This is a genomic window from Variovorax sp. MSC1_012 (genome assembly GCF_023667525.1).
GTDB classification, from domain to species: Bacteria; Pseudomonadota; Gammaproteobacteria; order Burkholderiales; family Burkholderiaceae_C; genus Variovorax; species Variovorax beijingensis_B.
The window spans coordinates 2,908,148-2,934,990 of the sequence record NZ_CM174443.1 but is presented as its reverse complement, the minus strand read 5'-3'; the positions used below and the strand labels follow the sequence as shown (position 1 = coordinate 2,934,990).

Below are 26,843 nucleotides of genomic sequence, written 5' to 3'. Positions count from 1 at the left end.
ACAAATCCATGCGCACACCGCGCCCCTCATCGATGATTCGCGCCGCTTTCCGCGCCGGCCGCCCGCTCGGCACCGCGATCGGCCTTTCCCTGGTCCTGGCCGCGTGCGGCGGTGGCGGTGGCGGTGGTGGTGGTGGTGGTGGTGGTGGTGGAGGCGGCGGCTTCTTCTTCCCGGCGCCGCCTGCAGGCAACAGCCCGCCCGACGCCGGCCCGCCGGACAACGTGCCGCCGCCCCCCGTGGTGCCGGTGCTCTCGTGCGCGGAGCTTGCCGGCAAGAGCCTTCCCGCCTCGGCGATCGGCTTGCCCACGCAGGGCGCCACCGTCACCAGCGCCACACCGGTGGCCGCGGGCGACGCCGGCAACCTGATGGGCGACTACTGCCGCGTGCGCGGCACCATCCAGCCCGTCGACCCTGCCTCCCAGGCGATCAACTTCGCGCTCAACCTGCCCGAGAAGTGGAACCGGAAGACCATCCACTTCGGCGGCGGCGGTTTCGACGGCGTGCTCATCGACGGCACCGAGACCATCCGCTTCGGCCCGGCCGGCAAGCCCGCGCCGCTCGCGCTCGGCTATGCCACCTACGGCGACGATTCGGGCCACCAGGCGAGCAGCATCACCGACGGCCGGTTCGCGGCCAACGACGAGCAGCTGGCCAACTATGGCGGCCTGTCGCTCAAGAAGACCCGGGACGTGGCGCAGGCGCTGGTGTTCGCGCGCTACGGCGTCAAGCCGAAGAAGGCCTACTTCCTCGGCACCTCCACCGGGGGGCGCGATGCGCTCGGGTACGTGCAGCGCTGGCCGCTCGACTACGACGGCATCATCGCCAACGAGCCCGCGCTCAACTACACGGGCACGCGGCTGTCGAACGTGGCGGTGGGGCGCGCGCTCTATGGCAACGGCGGTGCCGGCTGGATGAACGTGGCCAAGACGCTGCTGGTGCAGAAGGCCGCGATGCAGGCCTGCGACAAGCTCGACGGCGCGGCCGACAACATCGTGAGCAACGTGGAAAGCTGCCGCCAGCTCAATGCGCCCATCCTCGCATCGCTGCGCTGCAGCGGCGGGCTCGATGCCGGCGACACCTGCCTGTCGGACGCGCAGATCGCCACCGTGCGCACCATCGAGTCGCCGCTGGTATTCACCGGCTACGCGCTCGCCAACGGCGTGCGCCGCGCGGGCGGCTACAACCTGCTCGAGGGCGCATTGGTGGCCGGGCCGTACACCACGCGCGACCTCGGCACGCGCAAGGTGCCGGCCAATCCGGCCACCTCGGCCGATGCCAACATGTACGTGACGGGCGACCAGTGGGTGAAGTACTTCGTCACGCGCATCGACAGCTTCGACACGCTCGGCTTCGATCCACTGGACCCGGCCGGCTACACGGCGCGCGTTGCGGAGGTGTCGAGACTCACCGATGCCACCAACCCGGACCTCGCGCCCTTCTTCGCACACGGCGGGCGCATCATCATGCTGCACGGCCTGGCCGACGAAGTGATCAGCCCCAACTCCACCATCGACTACTACCGGCAGCTCGTCGCCACGCTGGGCCAGGCCGCGGTGGACGAGAGCGTGCGCTTCTACACCGTGCCCGGCATGGGCCATGGCACGGGGGTGTTCATTCCCAACTGGGATTCGCTCGCAGCGCTCGAAGGCTGGGTGGAGGAGGGCCTCGCGCCGGCCACCGGCGTGGCGGTGGATGCCGTGGCCGGCACTTACGGCCGCACGCGTCCGCTGTGCCGCTTTCCGTCATGGCCCAAGTACCGCGGCAGCGGCAGCCTCGACGCGGCGGTCAACTACAGCTGCGTGACCGAGATCGGCGATCCGCTCGCCTGCCCGCACCTGCCCGCGGCCGCCACGGCCTACAAGGGCGGCAACGGCTTCGGCGAAGAGCTCAGCGTGCAGGTCGACCCCGCCACCATGGCCTACACCGTGACCATCGACGCCAGCCTGCAGCGCGCCGCCGGCACGCAGCGCAGCGGCACGCTGGTGGCGCAGGGCCAGTGCAGCTACGCCAGCGGGGAGAGCGGCGCGGTCTTCAGCTTCGCGCCGGGCGGCGTGCTGCTCGGCGGCGTGAACGCGCCGGCCGGCGGCGGCTTCACGCCGCTGCTGGCTTTCCAGGCCACCTTCGAGAATGCGGCCACGCCTACTGTGTTCAACCCGGTGGCGAACATCTTCAATGCGGTGGGCGTGCAGCAGGGAACCGGCACGGCGGCGGCGCATGCGTCGTCGGTGCGGCTGCGCAATGCGGGCACCTTCCAGTACTGCCGCGACGCGGCCACCGGCAGCTTCATGGCCTACGACCCCAGCTGCACGCAGACCGAGAAGGGCTACATCAGCTACAACGCCGCGCGCAATGCCTTCGACCTGCGCACCACCTCGCCGACGGGTGGCGCCACCACCACGGGCGGCACGCTCACCGGCTCGATGGTGATCGGCCTGGTCAACGGCAGCGCGGTGCCCCTGCACCTGGTGCGCGAATCGGCCGCCAACACCGGGCTGCGGCTGCTGGCGCCGCAGCAGAGCCTGCTGGCAGGCGCGGCCGACGGCAGCTACGCCATGGCCAGCGTGCAAGGCGAAAGCCGCGAGGCCACGGTGGCGGGCGGCGCCTTCAACCTGGGCGGCGCCGCCGCGGCGCTGAGCTACGACACGCCAGTGCCCGGCGTGGTGCAGGCCGACGCAGGCCGCCCCGGCAATCTCATCTTCACCCACGGCGTTCTCGGCTTCGTCTCCGCATCGGGGACGGCCGCGGCGCTGGAACTCGGAGCACGGCATTGATGAACAACAACGGCAAACCACTTCTTCGCACCTTCGCTTTCGCGCTGCTCGGCACCCTGGCCGCACTGTCGGCCGAGGCCGCTGCCTGGGGGCCCAAGCCCACGGCCTGCCCGGCGCCGGTGCCCGCGCAAACGCGCTGCTACACCGGCGCCGATGGCGCCGGCGCGCTTTACTGGATCGCCATACCGCAGGCATGGAACCGCGTGCTCGTGATGCACGCCCATGGCGGCCCCGAGACCGGCCCGCCCAGGCTCGAGCGCAGCGAGGAAGACCTGAAGCGCTGGGCCGTCACCGTGAAGGCCGGCTACGCATGGGCGGGCTCCACCTACCGCCGCGGCGGCTACGGCGTGACCATGGCCGCCGAAGACACCGAGCGCCTGCGCCGCCTCTTCGTGCAGCGCTTCGGCCCGCCGCGCCGCACGCTGCTGCATGGCCAGAGCTACGGCGCGGGCGTGGCCGCGAAGGCCGCCGAACTCTATGCGCCGGCGGGCGATGCCAGGAGCCCGTACGACGGCCTGCTGCTCACCAGCGGCGTGCTCGGCGGCGGCAACAGCGCCTACGATTTCCGGCTCGACCTGCGCGTGGTCTACCAGTACGTGTGCCGCAACCATCCGAAGCCCGACGAGCCGCAATACCCGTTGTGGCAGGGCCTGCCGATGGAATCGAAGCTCACGCGCGCCGAGCTGGCCGCGCGCGTCAAGGAGTGCACCGGCGTCGGCATGCCCGCGGCGCAGCGCACGCCCGAGCAGGCCGCGCGGCTCAAGACCATCCTGTCGGTCGTGAAGATCCAGGAGCGCTCGCTGGTGGGCCACCTGAACTGGGCCACCTGGCTGTTCCAGGACCTGGTGCAGCAGCGCCTGGGCGGACGCAACCCGTTCGGCAACATCGGCGTGGCCTACCAGGGCTCGGCCGACGATGCGGCGCTGAATGCCGGCGTGGCGCGCTATGCGGCCGACCCGCAGGCCAAGGGCGCGCTCGCCGCCGACAGCCAGCCTTCAGGCCGCACCGCGCTGCACACCGTGGCCCTGCATGCCATCGACGATCCCACCGCTTTCGTCGAGCTCGAAGATGCCTACAGGCGCATCCGCGATGCCGCCGGCACGGGCGACAAACTGGTGCAGAGCTTCAGCGCTGAGCGCGAGCACAGCTACCTGAGCGATTCGGAATACCCCGCTCTCTTCGGCGCGCTGCTCGACTGGATCGACAAGGGCGAGAAGCCCACGCCCGCGAGCCTGGCGCAGCGCTGCGCGGCGCTGATGCCGAGCTACGACACCGACGGCAAGAACGGCTGCCACATCAAGCCCGAGTGGCAGGCGCCGGCGCTCGAAACCCGCGTGCCTGCGCGGGCACCCTGATTTTTTTATCGACTCGATGGAGACCCCCATGAAGAAACTGTTCGCCCTTGCGGCAATCGTCCTGGCCGCCGGCGCGCATGCGCAGGACTTTCCCGCGGGCAAGCCCGTGACCATCGTCGTGCCCTTTGCCGCGGGCGGCCCGACCGACCGCGTGGCGCGCGACCTGGCCGAGGCATTGCGCAAGCCCCTGGGCGGCGCCAGCGTGATCATCGACAACGTGCCCGGCGCGGGCAGTTCGATCGGCGCGGCCAAGGTGGCGCGCGCCGCGCCCGACGGCTACACGCTGCTGCTGAACCATATCGCGATGGCCACCGTGCCCACGCTGGTGCGCAACCTGCCGTTCAAGGTGGAGAGCGACTTCGAACACCTCGGCATCGTCAACGACGTGCCCATGACGCTGATCGCCAGGCCGAGCCTTCCGGCCGGCAACTACGCAGAGCTTTCCGGCTGGATTGCCGCCAACAAGGGCAGGATCAATATCGGCAACGCGGGCATCGGCTCGGCCTCGCACCTGTGCGGGCTGCTCTTCCAGAGCGCGACCAAGACCGAGATGACGCCCGTGCCCTACAAGGGCACCGCACCGGCCATCACCGACCTGATCGGCGGGCAGATCGACCTGCTGTGCGACCAGACCACCAACACCTCGCCGCAGATCGAGGCGAAGAAGGTCAAGGCTTATGCGGTCACCACGCCCCGGCGCCTCGCGATGCCGCTGCTGAAGGATCTGCCCACGCTCGACGAGGCCGGGCTGAAGAACTTCCAGGTCACCATCTGGCATGGCCTGTACGCGCCCAAGGGAACGCCGGCGCCGGTGCTGAAGAAGCTCAACGATGCATTGAAGGTGGCGTTGAAGGACCCCGACTTCATCAAGCGCGAAGAAGCGCTGGGTGCCGTGGTGGCCGCCGATGGCCGGATCGAGCCCGACGGCCACAGGAAGGTCGTGGCGGCCGAGATCGCCAAGTGGAGCCCCATCATCAAGGCCGCGGGCGTCTACGCGGACTGACGAGGTGCGTGCGGCGGGCCCGATGCCCTAGAAGGTCCCCGGCAGCAGGATGCCCGAATCCACGTTCTCGATATTCGTGTGCCCGCAAAAGGCCATGGTGATGTCGAGTTCCTTGTGGATGATCTGCAGCGCGCGCGTCACGCCGGCCTCTCCGTAGGCGCCCAGGCCGTAGAGAAAGCTGCGGCCGATCAGCGTGCCGCGGGCGCCGAGCGCGCGGGCCTTGAGCACGTCCTGCCCGCTGCGGATGCCGCCGTCCATCCACACCTCGATCTCGCGGCCCACGGCATCGACGATGGCGGGCAGCGCCGCGATGGAAGAGGGCGCGCCGTCGAGCTGGCGGCCGCCATGGTTGGAGACGATGAGCGCGTCGGCGCCGCTCGCGACGGCCAGGCGCGCGTCTTCGGCGTCCATGATGCCCTTGAGGATCAGCTTGCCGCCCCAGCGCTTCTTGATCCACTCCACGTCGGCCCAGCTGAGGGCCGGGTCGAACTGCTCGGCCGTCCAGGACGACAGCGACGACAGGTCCTTCACGCCCTTGGCATGGCCCGCGATGTTGCCGAAGGTGCGGCGCTTGGTGCCGAGCATGCCCAGGCACCAGTGCGGCTTGGTCGCCAGGTTGATCATGTTGGCGATGGTCGGCTTGGGCGGCGTCGACAGGCCGTTCTTGATGTCCTTGTGGCGCTGGCCGAGGATCTGCAGGTCGAGCGTGAGCTGCAGCGCCGACACGTTCGCGGCGCGGGCACGCTCGATCAGGCGCTCGATGAAGTCGCGGTCCCTCATCACGTAGAGCTGGAACCAGAACGGATGCCGCCCGGTGTGCTCGGCAATGTCCTCGAGCGAGCAGATGCTCATGGTCGACAGCGTGAATGGAATGCCGAAGGCCTTGGCCGCGCGCGCGCCAAGAATTTCGCCATCGGCATGCTGCATGCCCGTGAGGCCGGTGGGCGCAATGGCCACCGGCATGGCAACGTCCTGGCCGATCATGGTGGTGCGCGTGGAGCGGCCCTCCATGTTCACGGCCACGCGCTGGCGCAGCTTGATTTTCTGGAAGTCGCTCTCGTTGGCGCGGTAGGTGCTTTCGGTCCACGCGCCGGAATCGGCGTAGTCGTAGAACATCTTCGGCACACGCCGCTTGGCGACCACCCGCAGGTCTTCGATGCAGGTGATCTTGGAAAGGTCGGGCACGGGGAGTCTCCTGGATAGTCTCTGTTGTTCGATCGCGCGAGCAGGGATTATGGGCAAGCTCCGCCGCGGGCCGAGTGTGGCGTCCGAAACGGACCCCGATCTGAAAAATACCCGGACCGGACCTGAAAAGAATTCAGTCAGTCCCGCAGTGCCTGCCGCAACCACTCGACGAAGGTCGCGCACTCCCAGCGCTCCATCGCCCCCGGCCGCCAGCACAGGAAGTAGGCGTTGGGCGAGGGCACGCTCTCTGCCGAAAGCCGCACGAGGCGGCCGTTCTCCAGCCAGGCGCTGCCGAGCTTCAGGTGCATCAGCACCACGCCGAAGTCTTCGGCCGCCGCATCGAGCGCGAGCCCCAGGTCGTTGAACTGGTGGCCTGTGGCCGGCTCCGGCAAGCCGATGCCGCGGGCCTTGAACCAGGTGCGCCACGACTCGAGCGGCGTGCGCAGCAGCTGCACGCGCGAGACCTCGGCATCGGTCGCAAAGCCGTCGAACGGCCCGTGGCGCTGCAGGTACGCCGGGCTGCAGGCGGGCGCGACGTCGTCGGCCAGCAATTGGCAGAACTCGCGGTCGTGAAAAGGCCCGGTGCCGAAGCGCAGTTCCAGGTCGGCCTCTTCGGCCGTCATGTTGCGCACCGGCATGGTCACCTGCAGCATCAGCTCGATGTTCGGATAGGCATCGCGAAACCGCGCGAGCCGGGGCAGCAGCATCTGGCGGGAGAACGTGGGCGTGACGGCCACCCGCAGCCGCCGCACCTGCGATGCGGGCTCGCGGCCGGGCACCTGCTGCAGCGCCGCAATGGCCTCGCGCACGCGGGCCAGGTAGGCCACGCCGTCGGCGCTCAGGCCGAAGTCGCTGCCTGTGAAAAGCTTGAGTTCGAGCAGCGTCTCGAGCTGGCGGATGCGGTGGCTCACCGCGCTGGGCGTGACGCTGAGCTCTTCCGCCGCGAGGTTCACGCTGCGCAGGCGCGCCACGGCCTCGAAGGCCTGCAGGCCCTGCATGGAGGGAAGTCGCATCGATGCCATGGGGTGTTTTCCGGCAGCGATCTTATCGATGCAGCGTGGCGGCCAGTGCCTCGAGCAGGCGCCGCAGATCGTCGACCGCTTCGCGCGCCGGGGCCGCGCCGCCCATCTGCGCCTTGACGATGGCGCCGTCCACGCCCAGCGCCGCGGCCTGGGCGAGCGCCATGCGTGCGGGCAAGGCCGCGGGCAGCAGGCCGGCAATGACCTCCACCATCTCGCGCTTGTGTTCGCGCGCGCGCTCGGCGGCGCCCTCCACGCTGCCGCCCACCTCGGCCACCGCGTTGATGAAGGCGCACCCGCGAAACGCGGGGTCGGCGAACCATTCGGCCATCACGTCGGCGAGCAGCAGCAGGGCCCCGGCATTGCCGGCGCGTTCGTGCGCGCCGCGGCGTCCGAGTGCGTCGACGAACCATGCCATCCATCGCGCATGCCGGTGATCGAGAAAGGCGCGCACCAGGTCGTCCTTCGACGGGAAGTGCCGGTAGAAGGTGACCTTGGTGACGCCCGAGGCGGCAATGACGCGGTCGATGCCGGTGGCGCGGATGCCATCGGCATAGAAGAGGTCGTGCGCCGTGAGCAGGATGCGTTCGCGCGCGGGGAGTGCGGAGATGTCCATGGCGCCATTGTAGGCATGTAGACAGGTCTGTCTACATGTGGCACATTGCGGGCCTTCGCCATTTCCTCACGTCACCTTCAACGAAAGACCACCATGGAATCACGTCCCCCGCTGCCGCCCTTCACCCTCGAGACCGCCCTGAAGAAGGTCCAGGCCGCCGAAGACGCCTGGAACACGCGCGACCCGGTGCGCGTGAGCCTGGCCTACACGCCCGACACCGAATGGCGCAACCGCGCCGACTTCGTCAACGGCCGCGAGCAGGTGGTGGAATTCCTCACCCGCAAGTGGGAGCGCGAGCACGACTACCGCCTGAAGAAGTCGCTCTGGGCCTTCATGGACAACCGCATCGCGGTGCGCTTCGAATACGAATGGCACGACGCGGCGGGGCAGTGGTTCCGCAGCCACGGCAACGAGAACTGGGAATTCGCCGAGAACGGCCTGATGCAGCGGCGCTACGCGAGCATCAACGACCAGACCATTGCCGAATCGGAGCGCAAGTTCCGTTGGGAGCGCTGAGCACCCTCACCCCAACCCTCTCCCCGAGGGGAGAGGGAGCAAGGAACCAGGAACGTTTGTTGCTTGCTTTTGGTGCATGGAAACGCCCGTACTGAACCCCACCGCCAGCCACCCGCTCTGGCAGCACCAATTAGGGTTGCTGCTGGAATCGACCGGCGAAGGCATCTTCGGCATCGACCTCGACGGCCATTGCATGTTCATCAACCGGGCCGGCGCGCAGATGCTGGGCCACGAGGCGCGCGACGTGATCGGCAGCAACATGCACGAGCTCACGCACCATTCGCACCCCGACGGCTCGCATTACGCCGACACGGACTGTCCCATCTTCAACGCCTTTCGCCGCGGCCTGCCGTGCCGCATCGACACCGAGGTGTTCTGGCGCCGCGACGGCAGCGCCTTCGCGGTGGAGTATTCGAGCCATCCCATCATGGATGGCACGCAGGTGCGCGGCGCCGTCATCACCTTTGTCGACATCACCGAGCGCCGCCGCCAGGCCGAGGCGCTGCAGCAGGCCAAGGATGAGCTGGGCCTGCGTGTGCAGGAGCGCACGCGCGAACTGAGCGACGCGCTGGTGCAACTGCGCGAGCTCTCGGCCTGGCTCGACAAGGTGCGGGAAGACGAGCGCACGCGCATCGCGCGCGAGGTGCACGACGAGCTCGGCAGCCTGCTGGTGGCGCTCAAGATGGATGTCAACTGGATCGGCAAGCGCCTGGGCGAGCAGCAGGAGCGCACGCCCGATGCCGCGCAGGCCATGCGCGACCAGATGCGCGGCAAGTGCGGCAACATGAGCCAGCTGATCGAGCGCGCGGTCGACAACGTGGGCCGCATCATCACCGACCTGCGCCCCAGCATCCTCGACCACCAGGGCCTGTGGGCGGCGCTCGAATGGCAGGCGCACGAGTTCGTGCAGTCGGCCGAGCTGTCGCTGCAATGGCACTTCGACGTGCCCGCGGGCGTGGAGCTGCCCGAGCCTGCGGCCATTGCGGTGTTCCGGATCTTCCAGGAGATGCTCAGCAACGTCGGGCGCCATGCGAAGGCGCATAGCCTCGACATCCGCATCGGCGTCGAAGACATGCAACTGAGCATCAGCGTGCGCGACGACGGCGTGGGCGCGCCGATGCAGGCCTTCGAGGCCACCACCTCCTATGGAGTGCTCGGCATGCGGGAGCGTGCGCGCCACTTCGGCGGGCGCATCGATATCGACAGCCGTGTGGGCGAGGGCAGCACTTTCTGCCTGCATCTGCCGCTGTTGGGGAATGCTTGAGGTGAAGGCTAGTTTTTCTTTGCGTCATGTCGGGGTTGACGTGCGCTGCTGTTCAGGGCGCGCTCCCGCCGACGGGGTACCTTGCTCCGCGAATGTCCTCCGGCCTTCGGCCTCCCCCTTGATTTCGCTGCGCAAGGCACCCCATCGACGGAAGCGTTGGACAGAGCGGTCGTTAATCAGCTGTGCACTCAGAGCGTGCCCAGGTGCACAGGGCATCGGGTGCTCCCCGCAGCGAAATCAAGGAGGAGGCGAAGCCGGGGGACATTCGCGGAGGGGAGTACCCGGTGGCCTGTGCACGCGCCCTGAACAAAAGCACCAAGAACAAGAGCACCAAGAACACAGACAATCCCCCACCCACCCCTCATCGCGTCATTTGAAATGAACGACATCCGCGTACTCATCGGCGACGACCACCGCATCGTGCGGGAAGGCCTGAAGCAGATGCTCGGCGACCTCTCCAACGGCCTGCCCTCGATGACCGTGCGCGCTGAAGCCCAGACCGGCCCCGAGGTGCTCGCCGCTGTACAGGAACTCGGCGGCCCCGACGGCCTCGACGTGGTGCTGCTCGACATCGCGCTGCCGGGACGCGACGGCCTCGATGTCTTGCAGGCATTGCGGAAAGACTGGCCCACCCTCCCGGTGCTGATGCTCAGCACCTACCCGGAGAAGCAGTACGCCGTGCGCTGCATCAAGCTCGGCGCCTCGGGCTATCTCAACAAGAGTGCCGATGCCGACGACATGGTGGGCGCCGTGCGCAAGGTGGCCGCCGGCGGCCTCTATGTCTCCGCGGCCACGGCAGAAGCGCTGGCCGCTGCCGTGGGGCGCAACGTGGGACAGGGCCCCGAGCAGCTCTCGCACCGCGAGCACCAGGTGTACCGCCTGCTCAGTACCGGGCACAGCGTGAGCGAAATTGGTGCGCAGCTCGGCCTGGCGCCCAATACCGTGAGTACCTATCGCGCGCGCATCCTCGAAAAGACCGGCACCAGGAACGACGTCGAGCTCGCGCTGTATGCCGAGCGCCACGGCAAGGCCGCCCCCGCGGCCTGAAAACGCAGCCGGCGGGCACCGCCTTGTAGTGCCAGCCCTACAAGGCCTCGACAAGCGCGGCACGATCTGCGGCCCCTGGGCCTTTGGGCCTCGCTTCCGGCCCGGGGCTTGCATCGTGGCAGGCATCTTTTCACCGAGGTGCATCCACCATGTCCAGTCCATCCGATTCGACCGCCTGCGATCTCTACGACGCCGACCGGCCACTGAACATGCGCTGCGCCTGCGGCCGCAACCATGGCCGTGGTTCAGAGATCGACGTCAGCCCCGATGACAAGCTCGAAGCCAGCCTCATGAAGGCGCTGTTCCCGGTCGACAGCGTGCGCCGCGGCTTCCTGCGCGCCGTGGGCGCCAACACCGCGCGCGCGGCCATTGCCTCGGTATTGCCGCTGGGCGCACTGCAGGCCATGGCGCAGGACAAGGCCCCGCTCGAAAAGACCAATCTCAAGATCGGCTTCATTCCCATCACCTGCGCCACGCCGCTCATCATGGCGCACCCGCTGGGCTTCTATCAGAAGCAGGGGCTCAACGTCGAGGTGGTCAAGACCGCAGGATGGGCGCTGATCCGCGACAAGATGCTCAACAAGGAATACGACGCCACGCATTTCCTGTCGCCCATGCCGCTCGCCATCTCGATGGGCGCGGGCTCCAACCAGGTGGCGATGAACGTCGCCACCATCCAGAACACCAACGGCCAAGCCATCACGCTGGCCAACAAGCACAAGGACAAGCGCGACCCGAAGATGTGGAAGGGCATGAAGTTTGCCGTTCCCTTCGAGTACAGCATGCACAACTTCCTGCTGCGCTACTACGTGGCCGAGGCGGGACTGAACCCCGACACCGACATCCAGATCCGCGTGGTGCCGCCGCCCGAGATGGTGGCCAACCTGCGCGCAGGCAACATCGACGGCTACCTGGGGCCCGACCCCTTCAACCAGCGCGCCGTGTTCGAGGAAATCGGCTTCCTGCACCTGCTGACGCGCGATCTGTGGAACGGCCATCCCTGCTGCGCGTTCGGCACCTCGGCCGAATTCATCGAGAAGAATCCCAACACCTTTGCCGCGCTGGTGCGCTCGGTGCTCACCGCATCGGCCATGGCGCGCGACCCGAAGAACCGCGAGCTCATCGCCAAGGTGATTGCGCCCGCGCAGTACCTGAACCAGCCCGAGACCGTGCTGACGCAGGTGCTCACAGGCAAGTTCGCCGACGGGCTGGGCAACATCCGCACCGTGCCCGACCGCGCCGACTTCGATCCGATTCCTTGGCAGTCGATGGCCGTGTGGATGCTCACGCAGATGAAGCGCTGGGGCTACGTGAAGGGCGACGTCAACTACAGGCAGATTGCCGAGAAGGTGTTCCTGCTGACCGACGCGAAGAAGCGCATGAAGGAGCTCGGCCAGGCCGCGCCCGAAGGTGCATACCCCAAGTTCACCATCATGGGCAAGGTGTTCGACCCCGCGAAGCCCGACGACTACGTCAAGAGCTTTGCCATCGGCAAGATGGCCTGAACCATGCGCGGCAAGAAAACCCTTTCGTTGAAGGCGGCGCTGGTGTCGCTCCTGATGTTCCTGCTGCTGATCGGCGCGTGGCAGCTGGCCACCCTGCCCACGGCCGGCACCGGTGCCGCAGCGGGCATGACCGCCGAGCAGATCGAATACCAGAAGATGCTCGGCAAGGATCCGGGCGGGCAGGTCAAGAGCTCGGGCTTTCCCACGCCGGCAGAAATGGCCGTGACCGCCTGGAAGCATCTCTCGAACCCCTTCTACGACAACGGGCCCAACGACAAGGGCATTGCCATCCAGCTGGCGTACTCGCTGGCCCGCGTGGGGCTGGGTTTTCTGCTGGCCTGCGTGGTGGCGGTGCCGCTCGGCTTCGTGATCGGCATGTCGCCGCTGCTGCACAAGGCCTTCGATCCGTTCATCCAGGTGCTCAAGCCCATTTCTCCGCTGGCGTGGATGCCGCTTGCGCTCTACACCATCAAGGATTCGTCGGTCAGCGGCATCTTCGTGATCTTCATCTGCTCGGTGTGGCCGATGCTGCTCAACACCGCCTTTGGCGTGGCCTCGGTCAAGCGCGAATGGCTCAACGTGGCCAGCACGCTCGAAGTGAAGCCGCTGCGCCGCGCGTTCCGCGTGATCCTGCCGGCGGCCGCGCCCACCATCCTCACGGGCATGCGCATCAGCATGAGCATCGCGTGGCTCGTCATCGTGGCGGCCGAGATGCTGGTGGGCGGCACCGGCATCGGCTACTTCGTCTGGAACGAGTGGAACAACCTCTCGCTCACCAACGTGATTTTCGCGATCCTGGTGATCGGCATCGTCGGCATGCTGCTCGACCAGGCCTTCGCGGGCCTGCAGCGAAAGGTGACCTATGTGGAGTGATCGATCGGCACGAGGCGCCCCCATGACAACTGCTCCCGCCCTGCGGCCCGCCACCAGCGGCTTCCTGCGCATCGAGGGCCTGGCCAAGGCCTTCGTGCCGGCGCGGCCGGTATTCGCGGACGTGTCGTTCACGCTCGACCGCGGCGAGTTCGTCTGCATCATCGGCCACTCGGGCTGCGGCAAGACCACCATCCTCAACGTGCTGGCGGGCCTGGACCAGGCGAGCGCCGGCCATGTGTTCATGGACGGCCGCGAAGTGGCCGGACCGAGCCTGGAGCGCGGCGTGGTGTTCCAGAGCCATGCGCTGATGCCGTGGCTCACGGTGCGCAGGAACATCGCCTTCGCGGTGGCTTCGCGCTGGCCCGGCTGGCCGGCCGCGCAGGTCAACACGCAGGTGGAGCGCTTCGTGGCCATGGTGGGCCTGCAGGCCGCCATCGACAAGAAGCCCGCGCAGCTTTCGGGCGGCATGAAGCAGCGCGTGGGCATTGCGCGCGCCTTTGCCATCCAGCCCAAGATGCTGCTGCTCGACGAGCCCTTCGGCGCGCTGGATGCGCTCACGCGCGGCACCATCCAGGACGAGCTCATGGCCATCGTGCGCCAGACGCAGCAGACCGTCTTCATGATCACGCACGACGTGGACGAAGCGATTCTGCTGGCCGACCGCATCCTGCTGATGACCAACGGCGCCGACCAGCCGGGCGGCGGCTGGCGCGCCGGCAACATCGCGGAGACCGTGGTCAACCCGCTGCCGCGCGAACGCACGCGCGCCTCGCTGCACCACCTCGAAGGCTACTACGCGCTGCGCAACCACATCGTCGATTTCCTCGTCACGCGCGCCAAGGCGTCGTGACTCTTTCTTCTTCCTCTTCTTCATTTCAATCAGGAGCAAACCCGCATGAACCGCAACGACGTCACCGAGAAGATCATCACCGTGAAGGTGTCCAAGGGCATCCAGTGGGCCGACGTGGCGAAGAAGGTCGGCCTCTCCAAAGAGTGGACCACCGCCGCCTGCCTCGGCCAGATGACGCTCGACGACAAGCAGGCCAAGATCATCGGCAAGATCTTCGGCCTGACCGTGGAAGAGCAGAAGTGGCTCCAGGTGGTGCCCTACAAGGGCTCGCTGCCCACGCCCGTGCCGACCGATCCACTCATCTACCGCTGGTATGAGGTGGTGAGCGTGTACGGCACCACCATCAAGGAGCTGATCCACGAAGAGTTCGGCGACGGCATCATGAGCGCCATCGACTTCAGCATGGACATCCAGCGCCAGGCCGATCCCAAGGGCGACCGCGTCAACGTGGTGCTCTCGGGCAAGTTCCTGCCCTACAAGACCTATTGACGCGGTTCCTCAGAACGTCAGAACGCCGCGTGCTCGGCCGGCCTCGGCCGCCATGCGGGGCGGCGCGGGGCCGAGATGCTGCCGCCCTCGATGGCGCCCGCAATCGAGCGCGCCACGGCCTCCGCGGGCACCGCGATGCGCCGCCGCGTGACCATGCGCTCGAAGCTGCTGCAGGCCGCGATGCGGTCGGCCAGCGTGCGGTCGGCCTCGCTCACGTCGGGGCGCACCACCGTCACGCGCAGCTTGCCTGCGTGTTCCTGCCGCAGGCCTTCGGAGATGGCGTCCACCGCGTACTGCGTGCCGCAATACACGGCCGAGTTCGGCGACACGCCCTGCGCGGGCACCGGCGCCACGTTGACGATGTGGCCCCAGCCCTGTTCCTGCATGGTCGGCAGCACTGCCGCAATGCCCAGCAGCACGCCGCGCAGGTTGACGTCGAGCATCAGCTCCCATTCGTCGACCTTGCGTGACCACAGCGGCGACAGCGGCATCACGCCCGCGGCGTTCACCAGCACGTCGATGCGGTCGTGGGTTTCGAGTGCGAATTCGGCAAACGCTTCCACGTCGGGCCGGTAGGTGACGTCGAGCCGCTGGAAGCTCGCGGTGCCGCCGGCGGCGGTGATTTCTTCGGCCAGCGCTTCGAGCCGGTCGGTGCGGCGCGCGCCGAGCACCACCTTGGCGCCGCGCCGCGCCAGGAGCCGCGCGGCCGCCGCGCCGATGCCACCACTTGCGCCCGTGATGAGGACGACTTTTTCCTGGATTGCGCTCATGAGACTCTCCTCGTGCGATGGATGTGGACCATGGCGCAACGCTGCGCCGGGCATGGAGGCAAGTCTCTCGCGGATGGGGCTGCGGGCGTTATCCGGATCGAACAAGCTTCTTGCCTGATCCTGCAAGACCTGCGGCCCGGCCCGCCATGGCGCCGAGCGTGCGCAGGCCTTTCTCGATGCGCGCGTCCCAGCCATGGCCGCCGCTCAGGCGCAGGCAGTGGGCGTACTTGCCGCTCGCCGAGAACACCACGCCTGGCGCAAAGCAGATGCCTTTTTCGAGTGCCTGCGCAAACAGGAGCCGCGTGTCCGCGGGCTCGGGCAGCTCGACCCACAGCACGAAGTTGCCGGCCGGCCTCGACACCTTGGTGCCCGGCGGGAACGCCTGCTCGATCACCCGCGTCATGCGCTCCAGCGTGTCGGCGAACTCGCGCCGGACGCGGCGCAGGTGGCGGTCGTAGTCGCCGTTCGACAGGAAGGTGGCGAGTGCCACCTGCGTCAGCACCGGCGTCGCGAGGCTGGTGGCGAACTTGGTTTCGAGCACCCGGGCCATGTGGCGGCGCGTCGCGATCCAGCCGATGCGGTAGCCGGGCGCGAGCGTCTTGGAGAACGAGCCGCAATAGATGACGTTGTCGTGCGTGTCGAGCGCGCTGAAGGGCGGGGGCCGCTCCTCGCCGAAATGGACGTCGCCGTACACGTCGTCCTCGATCAGCGGCACGCCGTGTTCGGCCAGGATGTGCAGCACAGCGCGCTTGTTTTCTTCGGGCATGGTGCAGCCGAGCGGATTGCTGAAGCTCGACGCCAGCACGCAGGCGCGCACCTTGCCTGAGGCCACGACTTCGCGCAGCGCATCGACCGCGACGCCGGTGTCGGCATCGGTCGGCAGCTCGACCACCTTCAGCCGCTTTGCGCGCAGCACCTGCAGCAGCCCGAAGTAGGTCGGCGATTCGATGGCGACCGTGTCGCCGGGCTCCGTGACCGCATCGAGCGCCAGCGCCAGCGCCTCGGTGCAGCCGCAGGTGATGGCGATGTCGTCCGGCGCCAGCACCTGCCCGAAGCGCAGTGCGCGGCGCGCGATCTCCAGCCGCAGCGACATCTCGCCGTGCGGCGGCGAGTAGGTGTTGCACCGGCTGCCCTTCACGCGGGCCGTGCGGGCCAGCACGAGGTCGAGCCTGGAGGAAGACAGCAGGCGCTGGTTGGGAATGGCGCAGCCGAGCGGCACGAAGGCTTCGTCCGACGCGTGCTTCAGCAGGTCGAGCATGAGGCCCGACAGCTCCACCTTGGCGGGGCGGATCGAATGGCGCGCGGTGGTGGGCACGGGCAGGGCGGGCGGGGCCTTGGCAACGTAGTAGCCCGACTGCGGCCGCACTTCGAGAATGCCGCGGTCTTCGAGCAGGCGGTAGGCCTGCACCGCGGTGCTCAGGCTGGTGCGCTGCAGCGTGCTGATCTCGCGCAGCGACGGCGCCCGCGCGCCCGGCTTCAGCGTGCCGCGGCCGGCCAGGCCGGCAACGAAATCGGCGACTTCTTCATAGCGGAACCGGGGAGATTGCGACACGGATCACTCCTGCTTGCGTGGATGGCACTGCATGCAACTGTACTGCACTTAATTTCAGGAAAGTGTGGCTGTTATCGTCGGTCATGAAACTGCAACATCGGTGCCATCGACAGCAACGGATCAAGCAGCAGTTCATGGCACGGTTTCCCGACAACGAAATCATTTCCCTCGTCAGCAAGGCGCCGCGCTTCGACCTTGCCGAAAGCGTGGGGCCGAGCGTGCGGCTGTCGGAGCTGGTCGACATGGCCTTCGGCGACGATGCCGACTTTTCGCTGGACTACGGCACGGCGGCGGGCAGCCCCGCCCTGCGCCAGGAAATCGCGAACGAACATGGCGTCGATGCCGACGACGTGGTGGTCACGGTCGGCGGTGCCCACGCGCTGTTCCTCATCGCCTTCACGCTGTGCCAGGCGGGCGATGAGGCCGTCGTGGCCGAGCCGGTGTTTCCGCTGGCGCGCAACGCGCTGGCCGCAGTCGGCGCCACCACGCGCGCGCTGCCGCTGAATTTCGACACCGGCTACCGCATCGACCTGGATGCGCTGCGCAAGCTGCTCTCCCCGAAGACCAAGGTGCTGAGCCTGGCCTCGCCGCAGAATCCGTCGGGCGTCGCGATTCCGGCGCAGACCTTGCACGAGATCGTCGCGATGCTGGCCGAACATGCGCCAATGGCCTGGCTCGTGATCGACGAGACCTACCGCGAGGCGGCCTACGGCGACGACGCCGCGGCGCCGGGAGCCGCCAGGCTGGGCGACAGGGTGATCTCGGTGTCCTCGCTGTCCAAGTGCCACGGTTCGGCGGGCCTGCGCATCGGCTGGGCCATCACGCGCGACGCGGCGCTGCGCCAGGCGCTGGTCACGGCGAAGTTCAGCACGGTGATCTCCTGCTCGCCGGTCGACGAGGCGCTTGCGCTGGCCGTGTTCAGGCAGCGCGACCGGATCATCGGCGAGCGGCGAAAGCTCCTCGCGCAAAACCTGCAGCTCACCGAAAGCTGGGTGTCGCGTCACGCCAGCCACATCGAGTGGGTGCGCCCGGATGCCGGGGCGCTGTGCTGCATGCGGCTCAGGCGCGAGCTGTTCGATGCCGCGGCGGTCGAGCGCTTCTATGCCGCGCTGGCCAGGTACAGCACCCGCGTCGCGCCCGGCCCGTGGTTCGGCGACGACCCGCTGGTGTTCCGGCTGGGATTCGGCTTGCCGACGCTCACGCAGCTGGCGATTGCGCTGGAGTGCGTGTCGGTAGCGCTGACGGAGGCTGCGAAGGCCACCAACGCTTTGCTCATTCGCTGACGCCGTCCGCCAGCCAGCGAATCGCTGCATGTGGGGCAGGCAAGGCTTCGCGCGCGAGATCCTCCATCAAGCGCAGCCCGGTGTTGCTGTTGTGAGAAGCACGACGCCGGACTCCTGCTCGGGGCTGCCCATCACGAATGCCCGGATGCCGGTCATCTTTCCCCACTGGAAGAAGGTGCCGCGGCTGGGCTCGACGCCCCAACCCAGGCCCCAGCCTACGTCCGGCTCGGTGGCCGCGGGTTCGCCGTCCAGGTGAACGATGGCGCCGTCCGGCACCATGATGCTCGCGGTGAGCCATTGCTTCCAGGTCGATGGCCTCAACCCCTCGCCCCTGAACACGGCTGCGACAAAGGCACCGTAGTCGCCAGCCGTGGTCTGGAGCGAGTAGGAGGCGTTCGCGGTCGGTGGCCGATGCGTCTCGAGCCGCTCCTGCGCTTCATGCGGGAAGGCCATGTTGTCGAGGAACCGATCCTGCCACTCGAGGCTCGATGAACGCATCCCGAGCGGCTCGAACACCAGGCGCCGCATCGTCGTCTCCAGCGTTTCGCCAGTTCTTGCTTCGACGGCAGACTGGAGAAAAGTGAATCCCACGCTCGAGTAGCTGAACCGCGAACCCGGATGAAAATGCATCCGCAGCGGATTCTTGTCGCGCAGGTTCTGCAGGCCGCAGGTGTGCGTGAGCACATGGCGAAAGGTGATGAGAGCCGAGGTCGCGTCTTCCGGCACGATCGATCGTTCCGGGGCAAAAAGAGGTTCATCAAGATCGAGCACGCCGGCGTCGGCCAGCTGCAGCACGGCGTACGAAACGATCGGTTTGGTGAGGGACGCCACGCCGAACACGGTCTCGGCATCGATCGGCTCGGCGGCTTCCTTGTCGCGCATGCCGGCCACTGCCAGCTCTATCGAGTTCTTCCGCACCTGCGCCATCGAGGCACCGGTGACAGAACGATCGGCCAACAGGCCTTGAAGCCGCTTTTCCAGCGATGGGTTCGTACGCCGCATGTCAGCCACCTTTGCTCCGTTCGAGGCCGGGACGGCCGTGCGGCGAAGGCTACAACATCGACTCTCCCGCGCCGCAATTGGTTGCAGCATCCTGCGGGCGGGCTGGCTACCATGCCGGTCCATGAACCCGCTGCCCATTCTTCGCACTGCCGCCTTGCCGATGTTCGTCCTGCTGTTCGCGGGGCATGCGGGCGCCGCGCCGTCGGCGCAGCTTTTCGATGCGGTGAAGAAGCCGGAATCGCTGGATGCGGACTGGCGCGCGCGCCTCTGTGCGCTGTTGCCGCAGCCCTGCGATCCGCAGGCGCTGGGCCTGTACCGGCCGCGCGGCGCCGCGTCGGGCGACTATGCGGTGTTCTCGAGCGAGCCGCTGGCCATGGCGCGCATCAGGCGCGTCGCCGCCGCCGGCACGTGGCAGCTGAGCCGCCTGCATGACCTCAGCGGCTATGCGGCCGCATTGATGAAGAAGGCGGCGGCCCCCGGCATGGCGGACTCGCGCATTTCCCTTGCGCCGGCGCTCTATCCGCTGGCCGAAGGGCGGTGGGCCGCGGCCGTGCTCCAGACGGTGTCGGAGATGTACTCGGGCGGCGGCGCTTCGTTCAGCAAGGCCGACTTCGTGCCGCTCGAGGACACGAGCCGGGCCGTGTACGAAGGCATTCCTTTTTCGTGCTCGAAGATGGTCCGCGCCTGCTTCAGCGAAAGGGAATACAAGCAGTCGAAGCACTGCCACGACGAGAGCAGCGGCAGCCTTCGCATCAGCTACGGCGAGCCCGCGAAACCCGGCGAGGCCTACAGCTGGCAGTACACCTGGCTGCAGAGCGAATGGCCGCAGAACACGCCCGCCAGCGACGTCACCACCACGCGCCTTCACTTCACCGCCAGGACCACCGAGAGGGCGAGCTTCTGCGGCGGGCCGCAGTAGACGGCGCGCCGCGCACTCTGCTCCTCAGCGCCGCGGAACCGTCACTGCACCCACGTGCATCGAGCGCCCCGCGCCGAGGCCCGCCATCACCAGCGCAATGCCCAGCCCGATGAAGAGCCATGACGACGCGCGGAAGCTGCCGGTCCAGCCGTGCAGCAGGCCGGCGATCAGCGGCCCGCAGGCGGCCACGACGTAGCCCACGCCCTGCGCCATGCCGGAGAGGTGCGCCGCCACGTGCGAATCGGGCGAGCGCAGAACCATGAACGTGAGCGCCAGGGCAAAGGTGCCGCCCTGCGCAATGCCCAGCAGCACAGCCCACAGCCACACGCCGCCGAGCGGTGCGAACAGCATCGCCAGCATGGCGGCCACGGTGACGACGGCCAGCGCCACCGCCAGCCCGCGCTGGTTGCGCAGCCTCACGGCCAACGCGGGAACGACGAGGCAGGTCACCACCTGCGTCATGACCGCCACCGACACCACGTAGCCGGCGGTTTCGCCGCCGAGCCCGCGTTCGCGCAGGATGGGCGCCAGCCAGCCCATCACGGTGTAAGCCAGCGCCGATTGCAGGCCCATGAAGAAAGTGACCTGCCAGGCCAGCCGGTCGCGCCACAGCCCGCGCACGGTGAAGCCCGATTCGCTGGCCACCGGCTTCAGCGGCAGGGCCTGCGGCGCCCAGATCAGCGTGACCAGCAGGGCAGGCACCGCCCACATCGCGAGCGCATAGGTCCAGCCGCCGCCCAGCGCATGCTCGAGTGGCACCGTGAGGCCCGCCGCGCTGGCCGCGCCGCCGCACACCGCCATGGTGTAGAGGCCCATCATCAGCGCCGCCTGCTTGGCGAAGTCGCGCTTCACGAGGCCCGAGAGCAGCACGTTCGACACCGCGATGCCGCTGCCCGCGATGGCCGAGGCCACGAACAGCAGCGGGATGCTGCCGGTGCCCCGCAGCAGCGTGCCCACGAGGATGAGCACCATGCAGCCGAGCAGCGTGCGCTCGGTGCCGAAGCGCCGGCCCAGTCCCGGTGCCAGCGGCGCGAACAGGCCCAGGCAGACGATGGGCAGCGTGGTCAGCAGGCTCGCAGCGGTGGCCGAGAGCCCGGTGGCCGCGATGATCTCCGGCAGCACCACCGAAAGGCTGGCAAACACCGGCCGCAGGTTGAAGGCGATCAGCACCACGCTCGCGCCCAGCAGGATGCGGCGGCCCAGGCTGCCCGCGGGCGTGGGGCGCGGCGCGGGCGTGCTGTCGGCCTCGGCGTCGATCAGCAGGTCGTCGGCGGCGCGCGCCGCACGGAATGCCGCCGCGCTCATACGCCAACCTCCGTGCTACGCACTGCGGCATTCGCCTTGGGAGCGGCCCGGCGGCTCATCGGGCAGGCTCTGCGGCTTCTTGCGCCAGCGCGTCGATCATGGGGGACATGAAGGCGCGCACCGCCTCGGCGGCGCGGTCGGGGTCGCGGCTTGCAATGGCCTCGACGATGGTGATGTGCGCGGCCGTGTCGGGTTCGGGCAGGCTGGTGCCCATCGTGCTCGCGATGGTTTCCTTGATGTAGCCCGCGATGAAACGGCAGGTTTCTGCCAGCGCCAGGTTGCCCGAGATGTCGACGATGGCCAGGTGAAAGGCCAGGTCGCGCTCGATGAAGCCCGCGCCGTCGTCGCTCGGGTCGGGCACGCCGCGTTTTTCGAGCAGGGTCTTCAGGTTGCGCAGGTCCTTGGCGGTGTGGCGCACGGCGGCCAGCCGCGCGGCCTCGACCTCGAGCGCGCGACGCACCTCGAACTGGTCGCGCAGGCTCGCGCGCCGCATCTTCTGCAGGCTGACCGAAGGATCGAAGCCGGAGCGCACATAGGTGCCCGAACCTTGCCGCACTTCGAGCAGGCCGCGCGAGACCAGCGTCTTCACGGCTTCGCGCACGGTGCCGCGGCTCACGCCGAGCAATTGCGCGAGCTGCGGCTCGATCGGAATGCGCGATCCGACGGTCCAGCGGCCGGCCGCGATCTCGGCGCGGATGCTGTCGGCGGCGCTGTCGGCCAGGGAGGTTCGGGGGGCTTGGAGGAGCATATGAATAAGAAAGACCTAATTCATTGAATCATTGGATGAATTCTCGCGCGACTGCAATGCCGCAGTCGAAAGCAGGGGGATTGGCAGCGGGCGGGCGCAGCGTCTACCGGCGCGCGCTCTTCGCGACCACGCCCGCGCCGCGCACTTCGAGCTTGCGCTGGTCGACCACCTTGCCGGTGGCGTCGACGAGTTCGATCACATGGCGGCCGGGCCACGGCAGCCACTGCGCGCTGTTGCCGCGCGCAAAGTGCTTGCCGTCGATGCGCCATTGCACGCCGCGGCCTTCGGCCTCGAAGCGCACGCGCTGGTGCAGCGGCGGAATGTCGGGGTCCAGCGCGATGATGGTGCCGTCGGCCGGCGCGGTGATGCGCGGCGCGGCCGCGGCGCCCGCCGGCGTGCCGGCGCCGGCGTTGTCGAGCGCGAAGAGCGGCTGCTCCGTGCCCTGCAGGAACCATTCGCTGCGCGCCGCCTCGAGCGCGTTGCCGTCGGCGCCGGGACCGAACGTCACCTGCGCCTCGACCAGGCCGGCCGGCGGCCGGGGCGCGCGGCTCGGCTCGCGCGCGTGCAGGAAGCTCATCACCTCGGCCCACACCGGGGCCGCGCCGCTGGTGCCGCTCACGTCCCACATCGATGCACCGCTCGCGTTGCCGATCCACACGCCGACCGTGTAGCGCTGCGACCAGCCCACGGCCCAGTTGTCGCGCATGTCCTTGCTGGTGCCCGTTTTCACCGCGGTCCAGAAGCGCGTGGAAAGAATGCTGTCGAGCCCGAAGGTGCGCGTGCGTGCGTTCGCGTCGGACAGGATGTCGCCGACGATGAAGGCCGCGCGCGGATCGATGACCGTGGCGGGCGCGGCGGCCTTGTCGCCGGCCTTGTCCTTTGCAGCCGGAGCCGGCGCAGCCAGCGTGGGCTGCCCATAACGCCCGCCATTGGCCAGCGTGCGATAGGCGTTGGTGAGCGACAGCAGCGACACCTCGGCACTGCCGAGCGCAAGGCTGTAGCCGTAGTAGTCGCCGCTTTCGCGCAGCGGCAGGCCGGCCGCGCGCAGCTGGCGCGCGAACGATTCGGGCGACACCATCACTAGCGTGCGCACGGCCGGCACGTTGAGCGAGGCGGCCAGCGCGGTGCGCGCCGACACCGGTCCCTTGAACTGGCGGTCGTAATTCTGCGGAATGTAGAGCCCGCTCGCGGTGCTGATCTGCGCCGACGAATCGTCGATCAGCGAGGCCGCGGTGAGCCGCCGCTCGGCGATGGCCTGCGCATAGAGCAGCGGCTTGAGCGTGGAGCCGGGCTGGCGCAGCGCGGTGACCGCATCGACTTCGGCGGCCTGGCTCAGCGGGCCCGACGAGCCGACCCAGGCGAGCACTTCGCCGCTCGCGTTGTCGAGCACCACGAGCGCGCCATCCTCTACGTGGCGGCCGCGCAGTTCCTTCAGGTGGCGCTGCAGCGTGGCCAGCGCAAAGCGCTGCAGCGGTGCGCGCAGCGTGGTCCGCACGGCGGCTTCCTTGCCGGCTGCCTGGCGCGAGGGCTGCGCGGCCGTTTCGCCGGCCTCGCGCAGTTCCTTCAGCACACGCCGCGCCGCGTGCGGCGCAATGCCTTCGGTCGCATCGAAGGCCCGCCGCTGTACCGCCGCGCTCGTGAACATGTCGAGCGCATCGCAATCGATCTTCTGCCCCGGCTCCATCGCACGCATCACCTCGCAGGCGCGCTGCGCCACCAGTGCGGGCTTGGCATTGGGCGCGCGCACCAGCGCTGCGGCCACGCTGGCCTCGCGCGCGTCGAGGCCGCTGGGCGCCTTGCCGAACAGCGTGCGCGAGAGCGCGTCGATGCCCACGATCTCGCCGCGGAAGGGCACGGTGTTGAGGTAGGCCTCCAGGATCTGGTCCTTGCGCCAGCTGCGCTCCAGCTGCGTGGCCGCCACGCTCTGGCCGATCTTCTGCGTGAAGCTGCGCCCGCTGTTGGCGCGGCGCAGGTCTTCGTCGAGCAGGCCCGACAGCTGCATCGTGATGGTCGATGCGCCGCGGGTGCGGGAATTCCACAGGTTGCCCCAGGCGGCGGACGACACCGCGCGCCAGTCGATGCCGCTGTGCTCGTAGAAGCGGCGGTCTTCGCTCAGCACCATGGCCATGCGCAGCGCGGGCGAAACATCGGCCAGCGCCACCCATTGGCCGCGCCGCACGCTGGCATCGGTGCGCACGCGCTGCAGCAGCTCGCCGTTGCGGTCGAGCACCGCGGTGTCGGAAGGGCGGAACTCTCGCTTCACCTCGTCGAAGCTCACGGCGCCCGCCAGTGCCGGCAGCGCGCAGGCGATGGCCGCCAGCGTTGCGGCAAGGCAGCTGCGGCTGGCGGAGAAGGGCAGGCGGGGCATGGCGGTGGGAAGCGGAAATCGGCGGCGTGGCGGCGCCATTCTCGGCGAAGCGGCCACGGGAACTGCACCTACTTGCGGACGGGTGCGCCGCCGCCTGCGGCAGCAGGAACTTGGCGCCAAAGTTTGCAGCACGTTCCACATCCGGTAACGAACTTCACGCTTCGGCCTCATGGCGGATACGCAGCGGAGACGGAGCTGGCCTTCAATGCAGATGCCGGCTTGCGGAGGCAAGCCGTCTTTCTAGAACTCCAAGGAGAAATCAAATGATGATGAAGACATTGGCCATTCTGCTTGCCGCATCGGCCGCCCTGGCCGGCTGCGTCGTTGCACCCTACGACCGCCCGGCGCCGCGCCCGAACTATGGCTACGGAGACCGCGACCGCGACGGTGTGCCCAACCGCTACGACCGCGACCGCGATGGCGACGGCGTGCCGAACCGCTACGACCGCAACCCGAGCAACCCGTACCGCTGACCTTGGCGGGGGCGCGCCTCAGGCGGGCCGGCGCGCGAGCAGCGCCCACACGCCCGCCGCGCTCAGCAGCGAGCCGCCCGCAAGATTGAAGCGCCGCTGCGCGCGCGGCGAGGAAAGCAGCTTGCGGGCCGATCCCGCGAACACGGCATACAGCGTGGCATTGAGCGCCGCCATGGCTACGAAGGTGACCGCCAGCACCCAGAGCTGGCGCGTCACGTCGGCCGCGGGGCTCAGGAACTGCGGCAGGAACGCCACGAAGAACACGATGCCCTTGGGGTTCAGCGCCGTCACCAGGTAGGTGTTGGCGAACAGCCGCCAGCGCGAATCGGGCGCGGCGGGCGCCGCGATTTCGGCGCCGCCGATGCCCGCGCGCAGCAGCTTGATGCCGAGATAGAGCAGATACAGACCGCCCGCCCACTTCACCACCGTGAACCAGAACGCCGACGCGGCCAGCAGCGCGCCAAGGCCGAGCAGCGACACCACCAGCGCGGTGGAATCGCCGAGCGCCACCGCGGCCACCAGCGGCACGTTCGCGCGCCGGCCGTGCGACATGGAATAGCTGATCACCGTGAGGATGGTCGGGCCGGGAATGATCAGCAGCACGGACGATGCGGCGACGAAGGCGAGCCAGAGTTCGATCGGCATGGGTTCTCCAGAAAATGACGGTTGGCTGTCAGGTGCCGAAGCGCGCGGCCGACCTGGCCTTCGCGCGTTCGGCCTCGATGGCGCGGTCGCGCGGCTCGGCGGTGGTGACCAGCGAGCCGATCAGCCGTCCGGCGCTCGCGGCCACCTCGTCGACCGCGCGTTCAAAGGCTTCCTGGTTGGCCTTGGACGGCACGCTGAAGCCGCTGAGCTTGCGCACGAACTGCAGCGAGGCGGCGCGGATCTCCTGCTCGGTGGCGGGAGGCTCGAAGTTGTAGAGGGTCTTGATGCTTCTGCACATGGGGCGCTCTCCGGTTGCATGCAGTGGATGCTTCAGTCTAGCGAAGCAGCGCCATCGCGTGGGCGTCGTGGTAGATGCCGTCGATCAGGCTGGCGCGGCGCAGCAGGCCTTCGTGCTCGAAGCCGAAGCGCTCGTACAGCGCCTTCGCATTCAGGTTGTCGGCGCGAACGGAAAGCTCGAGGCGGGTCAGTCCGCGCGCCCATGACTTGTCGATGGCCGACTGCAGCAGCTGCGCGCCGAGTCCGCGGCCGCGTGCCTCGGGCAGCAGCGCGATGCCGAGCAGGCCGATGTGGGCCCTCGAGTGGCCGAAGACCGGCGATACGTCGCACCAGCCCAAGACCTTGCCGCTGCCATCCACCGCCACGAAATGAGGAAAGCCCACCGCCAGCACGTTGCGGTAGAAGGCCAGCGATTGCTCCCAGGGCGGCGCCTGCGTCAGCGCGAGGTACTTCCGCTCGCGTGCCACCACGCCGAGCGCCTTGTGCAGGCTTTCGAAATGGTGCTCTTCGGTGGAAACGACGGGATGGTTCACTCGATCAGCCCGCGCTCGAAGGCCTGCGGCTGGTTCTCGAAGATCGCCATCGCGGTCTTCATGCGCCTGAAGCCGAGCTTTTCGTAGAAAGGCTCCTTGCCGGCCACCGCATAGAGAATGATCTTGCGGTGCCCGCGCGAGAGTTCCAGCAGCCGCGAGACGATCTGCCTGCCCAGGCCGATGCCCTGGTGGCTGGGGTGCACCGCCACGTCGCAGATGTAGGAGCAGTCGAGCCCGTCGGCCATGGCGCGGCCCGCGCCGACGAGGCGGCCCGTGTCGAACACCAGGCACTTGAACATGCTGTTGCCGAACACGAGCTTCAGGCCGTCAGGCTGCTTGTTGCCCAGCGGTGCGGCCTGGTAGAGCCGCGAGAGTTCGTTCCAGTCGAGGCCTTCGAGCGAATCGCGCCATTCGAGTGTCATGGAGCCTGCCTTGGTTGTTGCCGTGGATGCGCG

At 68.4% G+C, this 26,843-nt stretch carries 26 protein-coding genes; 13 read left to right on the top strand and 13 right to left on the bottom strand.

Going from position 1 to position 26,843, the window contains the following annotated elements:
• Positions 1 to 8: 8 nt before the first annotated feature.
• From L1081_RS13910 to L1081_RS13900, 3 genes are read left to right on the top strand one after another with little or no spacing between them, the layout of a single operon-like run.
• Entirely contained in the window at positions 9 to 2,771 is a 2,763-nt protein-coding gene (locus L1081_RS13910; RefSeq protein ID WP_489412733.1) for a tannase/feruloyl esterase family alpha/beta hydrolase, read from the top strand.
• Positions 2,771 to 4,126: an alpha/beta hydrolase gene (locus tag L1081_RS13905; RefSeq protein ID WP_489412732.1), complete on the top strand. Its 1,356-nt coding sequence runs from the start codon at positions 2,771 to 2,773 to the stop codon at positions 4,124 to 4,126. The genes L1081_RS13910 and L1081_RS13905 overlap by 1 nt, the downstream gene beginning before the upstream one ends.
• Positions 4,127 to 4,154: 28 nt before the next feature.
• On the top strand, positions 4,155 to 5,129 hold the full coding sequence (locus L1081_RS13900; protein ID WP_489412731.1) for a tripartite tricarboxylate transporter substrate-binding protein: 975 nt from the start codon (positions 4,155 to 4,157) through the stop codon (positions 5,127 to 5,129).
• Between the two features lie 27 nt (positions 5,130 to 5,156).
• Here the strand turns inward: L1081_RS13900 and L1081_RS13895 are convergent, their stop codons facing one another.
• The 3 genes from L1081_RS13895 to L1081_RS13885 form a co-directional block, all read right to left on the bottom strand.
• Entirely contained in the window at positions 5,157 to 6,314 is a 1,158-nt protein-coding gene (locus L1081_RS13895) for an alpha-hydroxy acid oxidase (RefSeq protein ID WP_489412730.1), read from the bottom strand.
• Positions 6,315 to 6,451: 137 nt separating this feature from the next.
• Positions 6,452 to 7,336, bottom strand: coding sequence for a LysR substrate-binding domain-containing protein (locus L1081_RS13890; RefSeq protein WP_489412729.1), 885 nt, complete (start codon positions 7,334 to 7,336; stop codon positions 6,452 to 6,454).
• Between the two features lie 22 nt (positions 7,337 to 7,358).
• Positions 7,359 to 7,949 (bottom strand): TetR family transcriptional regulator, encoded by a 591-nt coding sequence (locus L1081_RS13885; RefSeq protein ID WP_489412728.1) that lies wholly within the window; start codon positions 7,947 to 7,949, stop codon positions 7,359 to 7,361.
• A 93-nt stretch (positions 7,950 to 8,042) separates the two neighbouring features.
• Here L1081_RS13885 and L1081_RS13880 point away from each other — a divergent pair, with 93 nt between their 5' ends.
• The 7 genes from L1081_RS13880 to cynS all read left to right on the top strand — a co-directional run bounded on the left by L1081_RS13880 (position 8,043) and on the right by cynS (position 14,493).
• Positions 8,043 to 8,465 carry a DUF1348 family protein gene (locus tag L1081_RS13880; RefSeq protein WP_489412727.1) on the top strand — a complete coding sequence of 141 codons (423 nt, stop codon included), beginning with the start codon at positions 8,043 to 8,045 and terminating at the stop codon, positions 8,463 to 8,465.
• A 76-nt stretch (positions 8,466 to 8,541) separates the two neighbouring features.
• Positions 8,542 to 9,729, top strand: a complete 1,188-nt coding sequence (locus tag L1081_RS13875; protein WP_489412726.1) for a PAS domain S-box protein — start codon at positions 8,542 to 8,544, stop codon at positions 9,727 to 9,729.
• A gap of 378 nt (positions 9,730 to 10,107) precedes the next feature.
• Entirely contained in the window at positions 10,108 to 10,776 is a 669-nt protein-coding gene (locus tag L1081_RS13870) for a response regulator (protein ID WP_489412725.1), read from the top strand.
• A 149-nt stretch (positions 10,777 to 10,925) separates the two neighbouring features.
• On the top strand, positions 10,926 to 12,281 hold the full coding sequence (locus L1081_RS13865) for an ABC transporter substrate-binding protein (RefSeq protein WP_489412724.1): 1,356 nt from the start codon (positions 10,926 to 10,928) through the stop codon (positions 12,279 to 12,281).
• Positions 12,282 to 12,284: 3 nt separating this feature from the next.
• Complete coding sequence (gene ntrB / locus L1081_RS13860) at positions 12,285 to 13,154, top strand: nitrate ABC transporter permease (protein ID WP_489412723.1); 870 nt, start codon at positions 12,285 to 12,287, stop codon at positions 13,152 to 13,154.
• A 22-nt stretch (positions 13,155 to 13,176) separates the two neighbouring features.
• Positions 13,177 to 14,004 (top strand): ATP-binding cassette domain-containing protein, encoded by an 828-nt coding sequence (locus L1081_RS13855; RefSeq protein WP_489412722.1) that lies wholly within the window; start codon positions 13,177 to 13,179, stop codon positions 14,002 to 14,004.
• Between the two features lie 45 nt (positions 14,005 to 14,049).
• Positions 14,050 to 14,493, top strand: a complete 444-nt coding sequence (cynS, locus tag L1081_RS13850; protein WP_215246153.1) for a cyanase — start codon at positions 14,050 to 14,052, stop codon at positions 14,491 to 14,493.
• A gap of 17 nt (positions 14,494 to 14,510) precedes the next feature.
• On the opposite strand, the gene L1081_RS13845 is transcribed toward cynS, so the two are convergent.
• A complete protein-coding gene (locus L1081_RS13845) occupies positions 14,511 to 15,263 on the bottom strand; it encodes an SDR family NAD(P)-dependent oxidoreductase (RefSeq protein WP_489412721.1) in 753 nt (250 codons plus the stop codon).
• Between the two features lie 88 nt (positions 15,264 to 15,351).
• A complete protein-coding gene (locus L1081_RS13840; protein ID WP_489412720.1) occupies positions 15,352 to 16,815 on the bottom strand; it encodes an aminotransferase class I/II-fold pyridoxal phosphate-dependent enzyme in 1,464 nt (487 codons plus the stop codon).
• 134 nt (positions 16,816 to 16,949) lie between these two features.
• Between L1081_RS13840 and L1081_RS13835 the strand changes: the two genes are divergently transcribed.
• Entirely contained in the window at positions 16,950 to 18,098 is a 1,149-nt protein-coding gene (locus tag L1081_RS13835; RefSeq protein WP_489412719.1) for an aminotransferase class I/II-fold pyridoxal phosphate-dependent enzyme, read from the top strand.
• A 66-nt stretch (positions 18,099 to 18,164) separates the two neighbouring features.
• Here the strand turns inward: L1081_RS13835 and L1081_RS13830 are convergent, their stop codons facing one another.
• Positions 18,165 to 19,100, bottom strand: a complete 936-nt coding sequence (locus L1081_RS13830; RefSeq protein WP_489412718.1) for a serine hydrolase — start codon at positions 19,098 to 19,100, stop codon at positions 18,165 to 18,167.
• 121 nt (positions 19,101 to 19,221) lie between these two features.
• Here L1081_RS13830 and L1081_RS13825 point away from each other — a divergent pair, with 121 nt between their 5' ends.
• Positions 19,222 to 20,019 (top strand): hypothetical protein, encoded by a 798-nt coding sequence (locus tag L1081_RS13825; RefSeq protein WP_489412717.1) that lies wholly within the window; start codon positions 19,222 to 19,224, stop codon positions 20,017 to 20,019.
• A gap of 24 nt (positions 20,020 to 20,043) precedes the next feature.
• Here the strand turns inward: L1081_RS13825 and L1081_RS13820 are convergent, their stop codons facing one another.
• The 3 genes from L1081_RS13820 to pbpC all read right to left on the bottom strand — a co-directional run bounded on the left by L1081_RS13820 (position 20,044) and on the right by pbpC (position 24,440).
• A complete protein-coding gene (locus L1081_RS13820) occupies positions 20,044 to 21,324 on the bottom strand; it encodes an MFS transporter (protein ID WP_489412716.1) in 1,281 nt (426 codons plus the stop codon).
• A gap of 55 nt (positions 21,325 to 21,379) precedes the next feature.
• Complete coding sequence (locus tag L1081_RS13815; RefSeq protein ID WP_489412715.1) at positions 21,380 to 22,072, bottom strand: FCD domain-containing protein; 693 nt, start codon at positions 22,070 to 22,072, stop codon at positions 21,380 to 21,382.
• 103 nt (positions 22,073 to 22,175) lie between these two features.
• Complete coding sequence (gene pbpC / locus L1081_RS13810; protein ID WP_489412714.1) at positions 22,176 to 24,440, bottom strand: penicillin-binding protein 1C; 2,265 nt, start codon at positions 24,438 to 24,440, stop codon at positions 22,176 to 22,178.
• Positions 24,441 to 24,706: 266 nt separating this feature from the next.
• Between pbpC and L1081_RS13805 the strand changes: the two genes are divergently transcribed.
• Complete coding sequence (locus L1081_RS13805; RefSeq protein ID WP_489416781.1) at positions 24,707 to 24,913, top strand: hypothetical protein; 207 nt, start codon at positions 24,707 to 24,709, stop codon at positions 24,911 to 24,913.
• Positions 24,914 to 24,931: 18 nt separating this feature from the next.
• Here L1081_RS13805 and L1081_RS13800 read toward each other — a convergent pair whose 3' ends face one another.
• From L1081_RS13800 to L1081_RS13785, 4 genes are read right to left on the bottom strand one after another with little or no spacing between them, the layout of a single operon-like run.
• Positions 24,932 to 25,558 (bottom strand): LysE family transporter, encoded by a 627-nt coding sequence (locus L1081_RS13800; RefSeq protein WP_489412713.1) that lies wholly within the window; start codon positions 25,556 to 25,558, stop codon positions 24,932 to 24,934.
• Positions 25,559 to 25,586: 28 nt separating this feature from the next.
• Positions 25,587 to 25,856 (bottom strand): DUF2277 family protein, encoded by a 270-nt coding sequence (locus tag L1081_RS13795; RefSeq protein ID WP_489412712.1) that lies wholly within the window; start codon positions 25,854 to 25,856, stop codon positions 25,587 to 25,589.
• A gap of 37 nt (positions 25,857 to 25,893) precedes the next feature.
• Positions 25,894 to 26,388, bottom strand: coding sequence for a GNAT family N-acetyltransferase (locus tag L1081_RS13790; protein WP_489412711.1), 495 nt, complete (start codon positions 26,386 to 26,388; stop codon positions 25,894 to 25,896).
• Positions 26,385 to 26,810 carry a GNAT family N-acetyltransferase gene (locus L1081_RS13785; protein WP_489412710.1) on the bottom strand — a complete coding sequence of 142 codons (426 nt, stop codon included), beginning with the start codon at positions 26,808 to 26,810 and terminating at the stop codon, positions 26,385 to 26,387. Before L1081_RS13785 ends, L1081_RS13790 begins: the two co-directional genes overlap by 4 nt.
• Between the last annotated feature and the right edge of the window lie 33 nt (positions 26,811 to 26,843).

Coding starts and splice junctions, on each gene's coding strand:
- L1081_RS13785 (WP_489412710.1), bottom strand. CDS start 26,810: ATGACACTCGAATGGCGCGATTCGCTCGAAGGCCTCGACTGGAACGAA.
- L1081_RS13830 (WP_489412718.1), bottom strand. CDS start 19,100: ATGCGGCGTACGAACCCATCGCTGGAAAAGCGGCTTCAAGGCCTGTTG.
- L1081_RS13825 (WP_489412717.1), top strand. CDS start 19,222: ATGAACCCGCTGCCCATTCTTCGCACTGCCGCCTTGCCGATGTTCGTC.
- L1081_RS13875 (WP_489412726.1), top strand. CDS start 8,542: ATGGAAACGCCCGTACTGAACCCCACCGCCAGCCACCCGCTCTGGCAG.
- L1081_RS13820 (WP_489412716.1), bottom strand. CDS start 21,324: ATGAGCGCGGCGGCATTCCGTGCGGCGCGCGCCGCCGACGACCTGCTG.
- cynS (WP_215246153.1), top strand. CDS start 14,050: ATGAACCGCAACGACGTCACCGAGAAGATCATCACCGTGAAGGTGTCC.
- L1081_RS13835 (WP_489412719.1), top strand. CDS start 16,950: ATGGCACGGTTTCCCGACAACGAAATCATTTCCCTCGTCAGCAAGGCG.
- L1081_RS13900 (WP_489412731.1), top strand. CDS start 4,155: ATGAAGAAACTGTTCGCCCTTGCGGCAATCGTCCTGGCCGCCGGCGCG.
- L1081_RS13905 (WP_489412732.1), top strand. CDS start 2,771: ATGAACAACAACGGCAAACCACTTCTTCGCACCTTCGCTTTCGCGCTG.
- L1081_RS13865 (WP_489412724.1), top strand. CDS start 10,926: ATGTCCAGTCCATCCGATTCGACCGCCTGCGATCTCTACGACGCCGAC.
- L1081_RS13890 (WP_489412729.1), bottom strand. CDS start 7,336: ATGGCATCGATGCGACTTCCCTCCATGCAGGGCCTGCAGGCCTTCGAG.
- L1081_RS13855 (WP_489412722.1), top strand. CDS start 13,177: ATGACAACTGCTCCCGCCCTGCGGCCCGCCACCAGCGGCTTCCTGCGC.
- L1081_RS13845 (WP_489412721.1), bottom strand. CDS start 15,263: ATGAGCGCAATCCAGGAAAAAGTCGTCCTCATCACGGGCGCAAGTGGT.
- L1081_RS13880 (WP_489412727.1), top strand. CDS start 8,043: ATGGAATCACGTCCCCCGCTGCCGCCCTTCACCCTCGAGACCGCCCTG.
- L1081_RS13805 (WP_489416781.1), top strand. CDS start 24,707: ATGATGAAGACATTGGCCATTCTGCTTGCCGCATCGGCCGCCCTGGCC.
- L1081_RS13885 (WP_489412728.1), bottom strand. CDS start 7,949: ATGGACATCTCCGCACTCCCCGCGCGCGAACGCATCCTGCTCACGGCG.
- L1081_RS13910 (WP_489412733.1), top strand. CDS start 9: ATGCGCACACCGCGCCCCTCATCGATGATTCGCGCCGCTTTCCGCGCC.
- L1081_RS13800 (WP_489412713.1), bottom strand. CDS start 25,558: ATGCCGATCGAACTCTGGCTCGCCTTCGTCGCCGCATCGTCCGTGCTG.
- L1081_RS13795 (WP_489412712.1), bottom strand. CDS start 25,856: ATGTGCAGAAGCATCAAGACCCTCTACAACTTCGAGCCTCCCGCCACC.
- L1081_RS13870 (WP_489412725.1), top strand. CDS start 10,108: ATGAACGACATCCGCGTACTCATCGGCGACGACCACCGCATCGTGCGG.
- ntrB (WP_489412723.1), top strand. CDS start 12,285: ATGCGCGGCAAGAAAACCCTTTCGTTGAAGGCGGCGCTGGTGTCGCTC.
- L1081_RS13815 (WP_489412715.1), bottom strand. CDS start 22,072: ATGCTCCTCCAAGCCCCCCGAACCTCCCTGGCCGACAGCGCCGCCGAC.
- pbpC (WP_489412714.1), bottom strand. CDS start 24,440: ATGCCCCGCCTGCCCTTCTCCGCCAGCCGCAGCTGCCTTGCCGCAACG.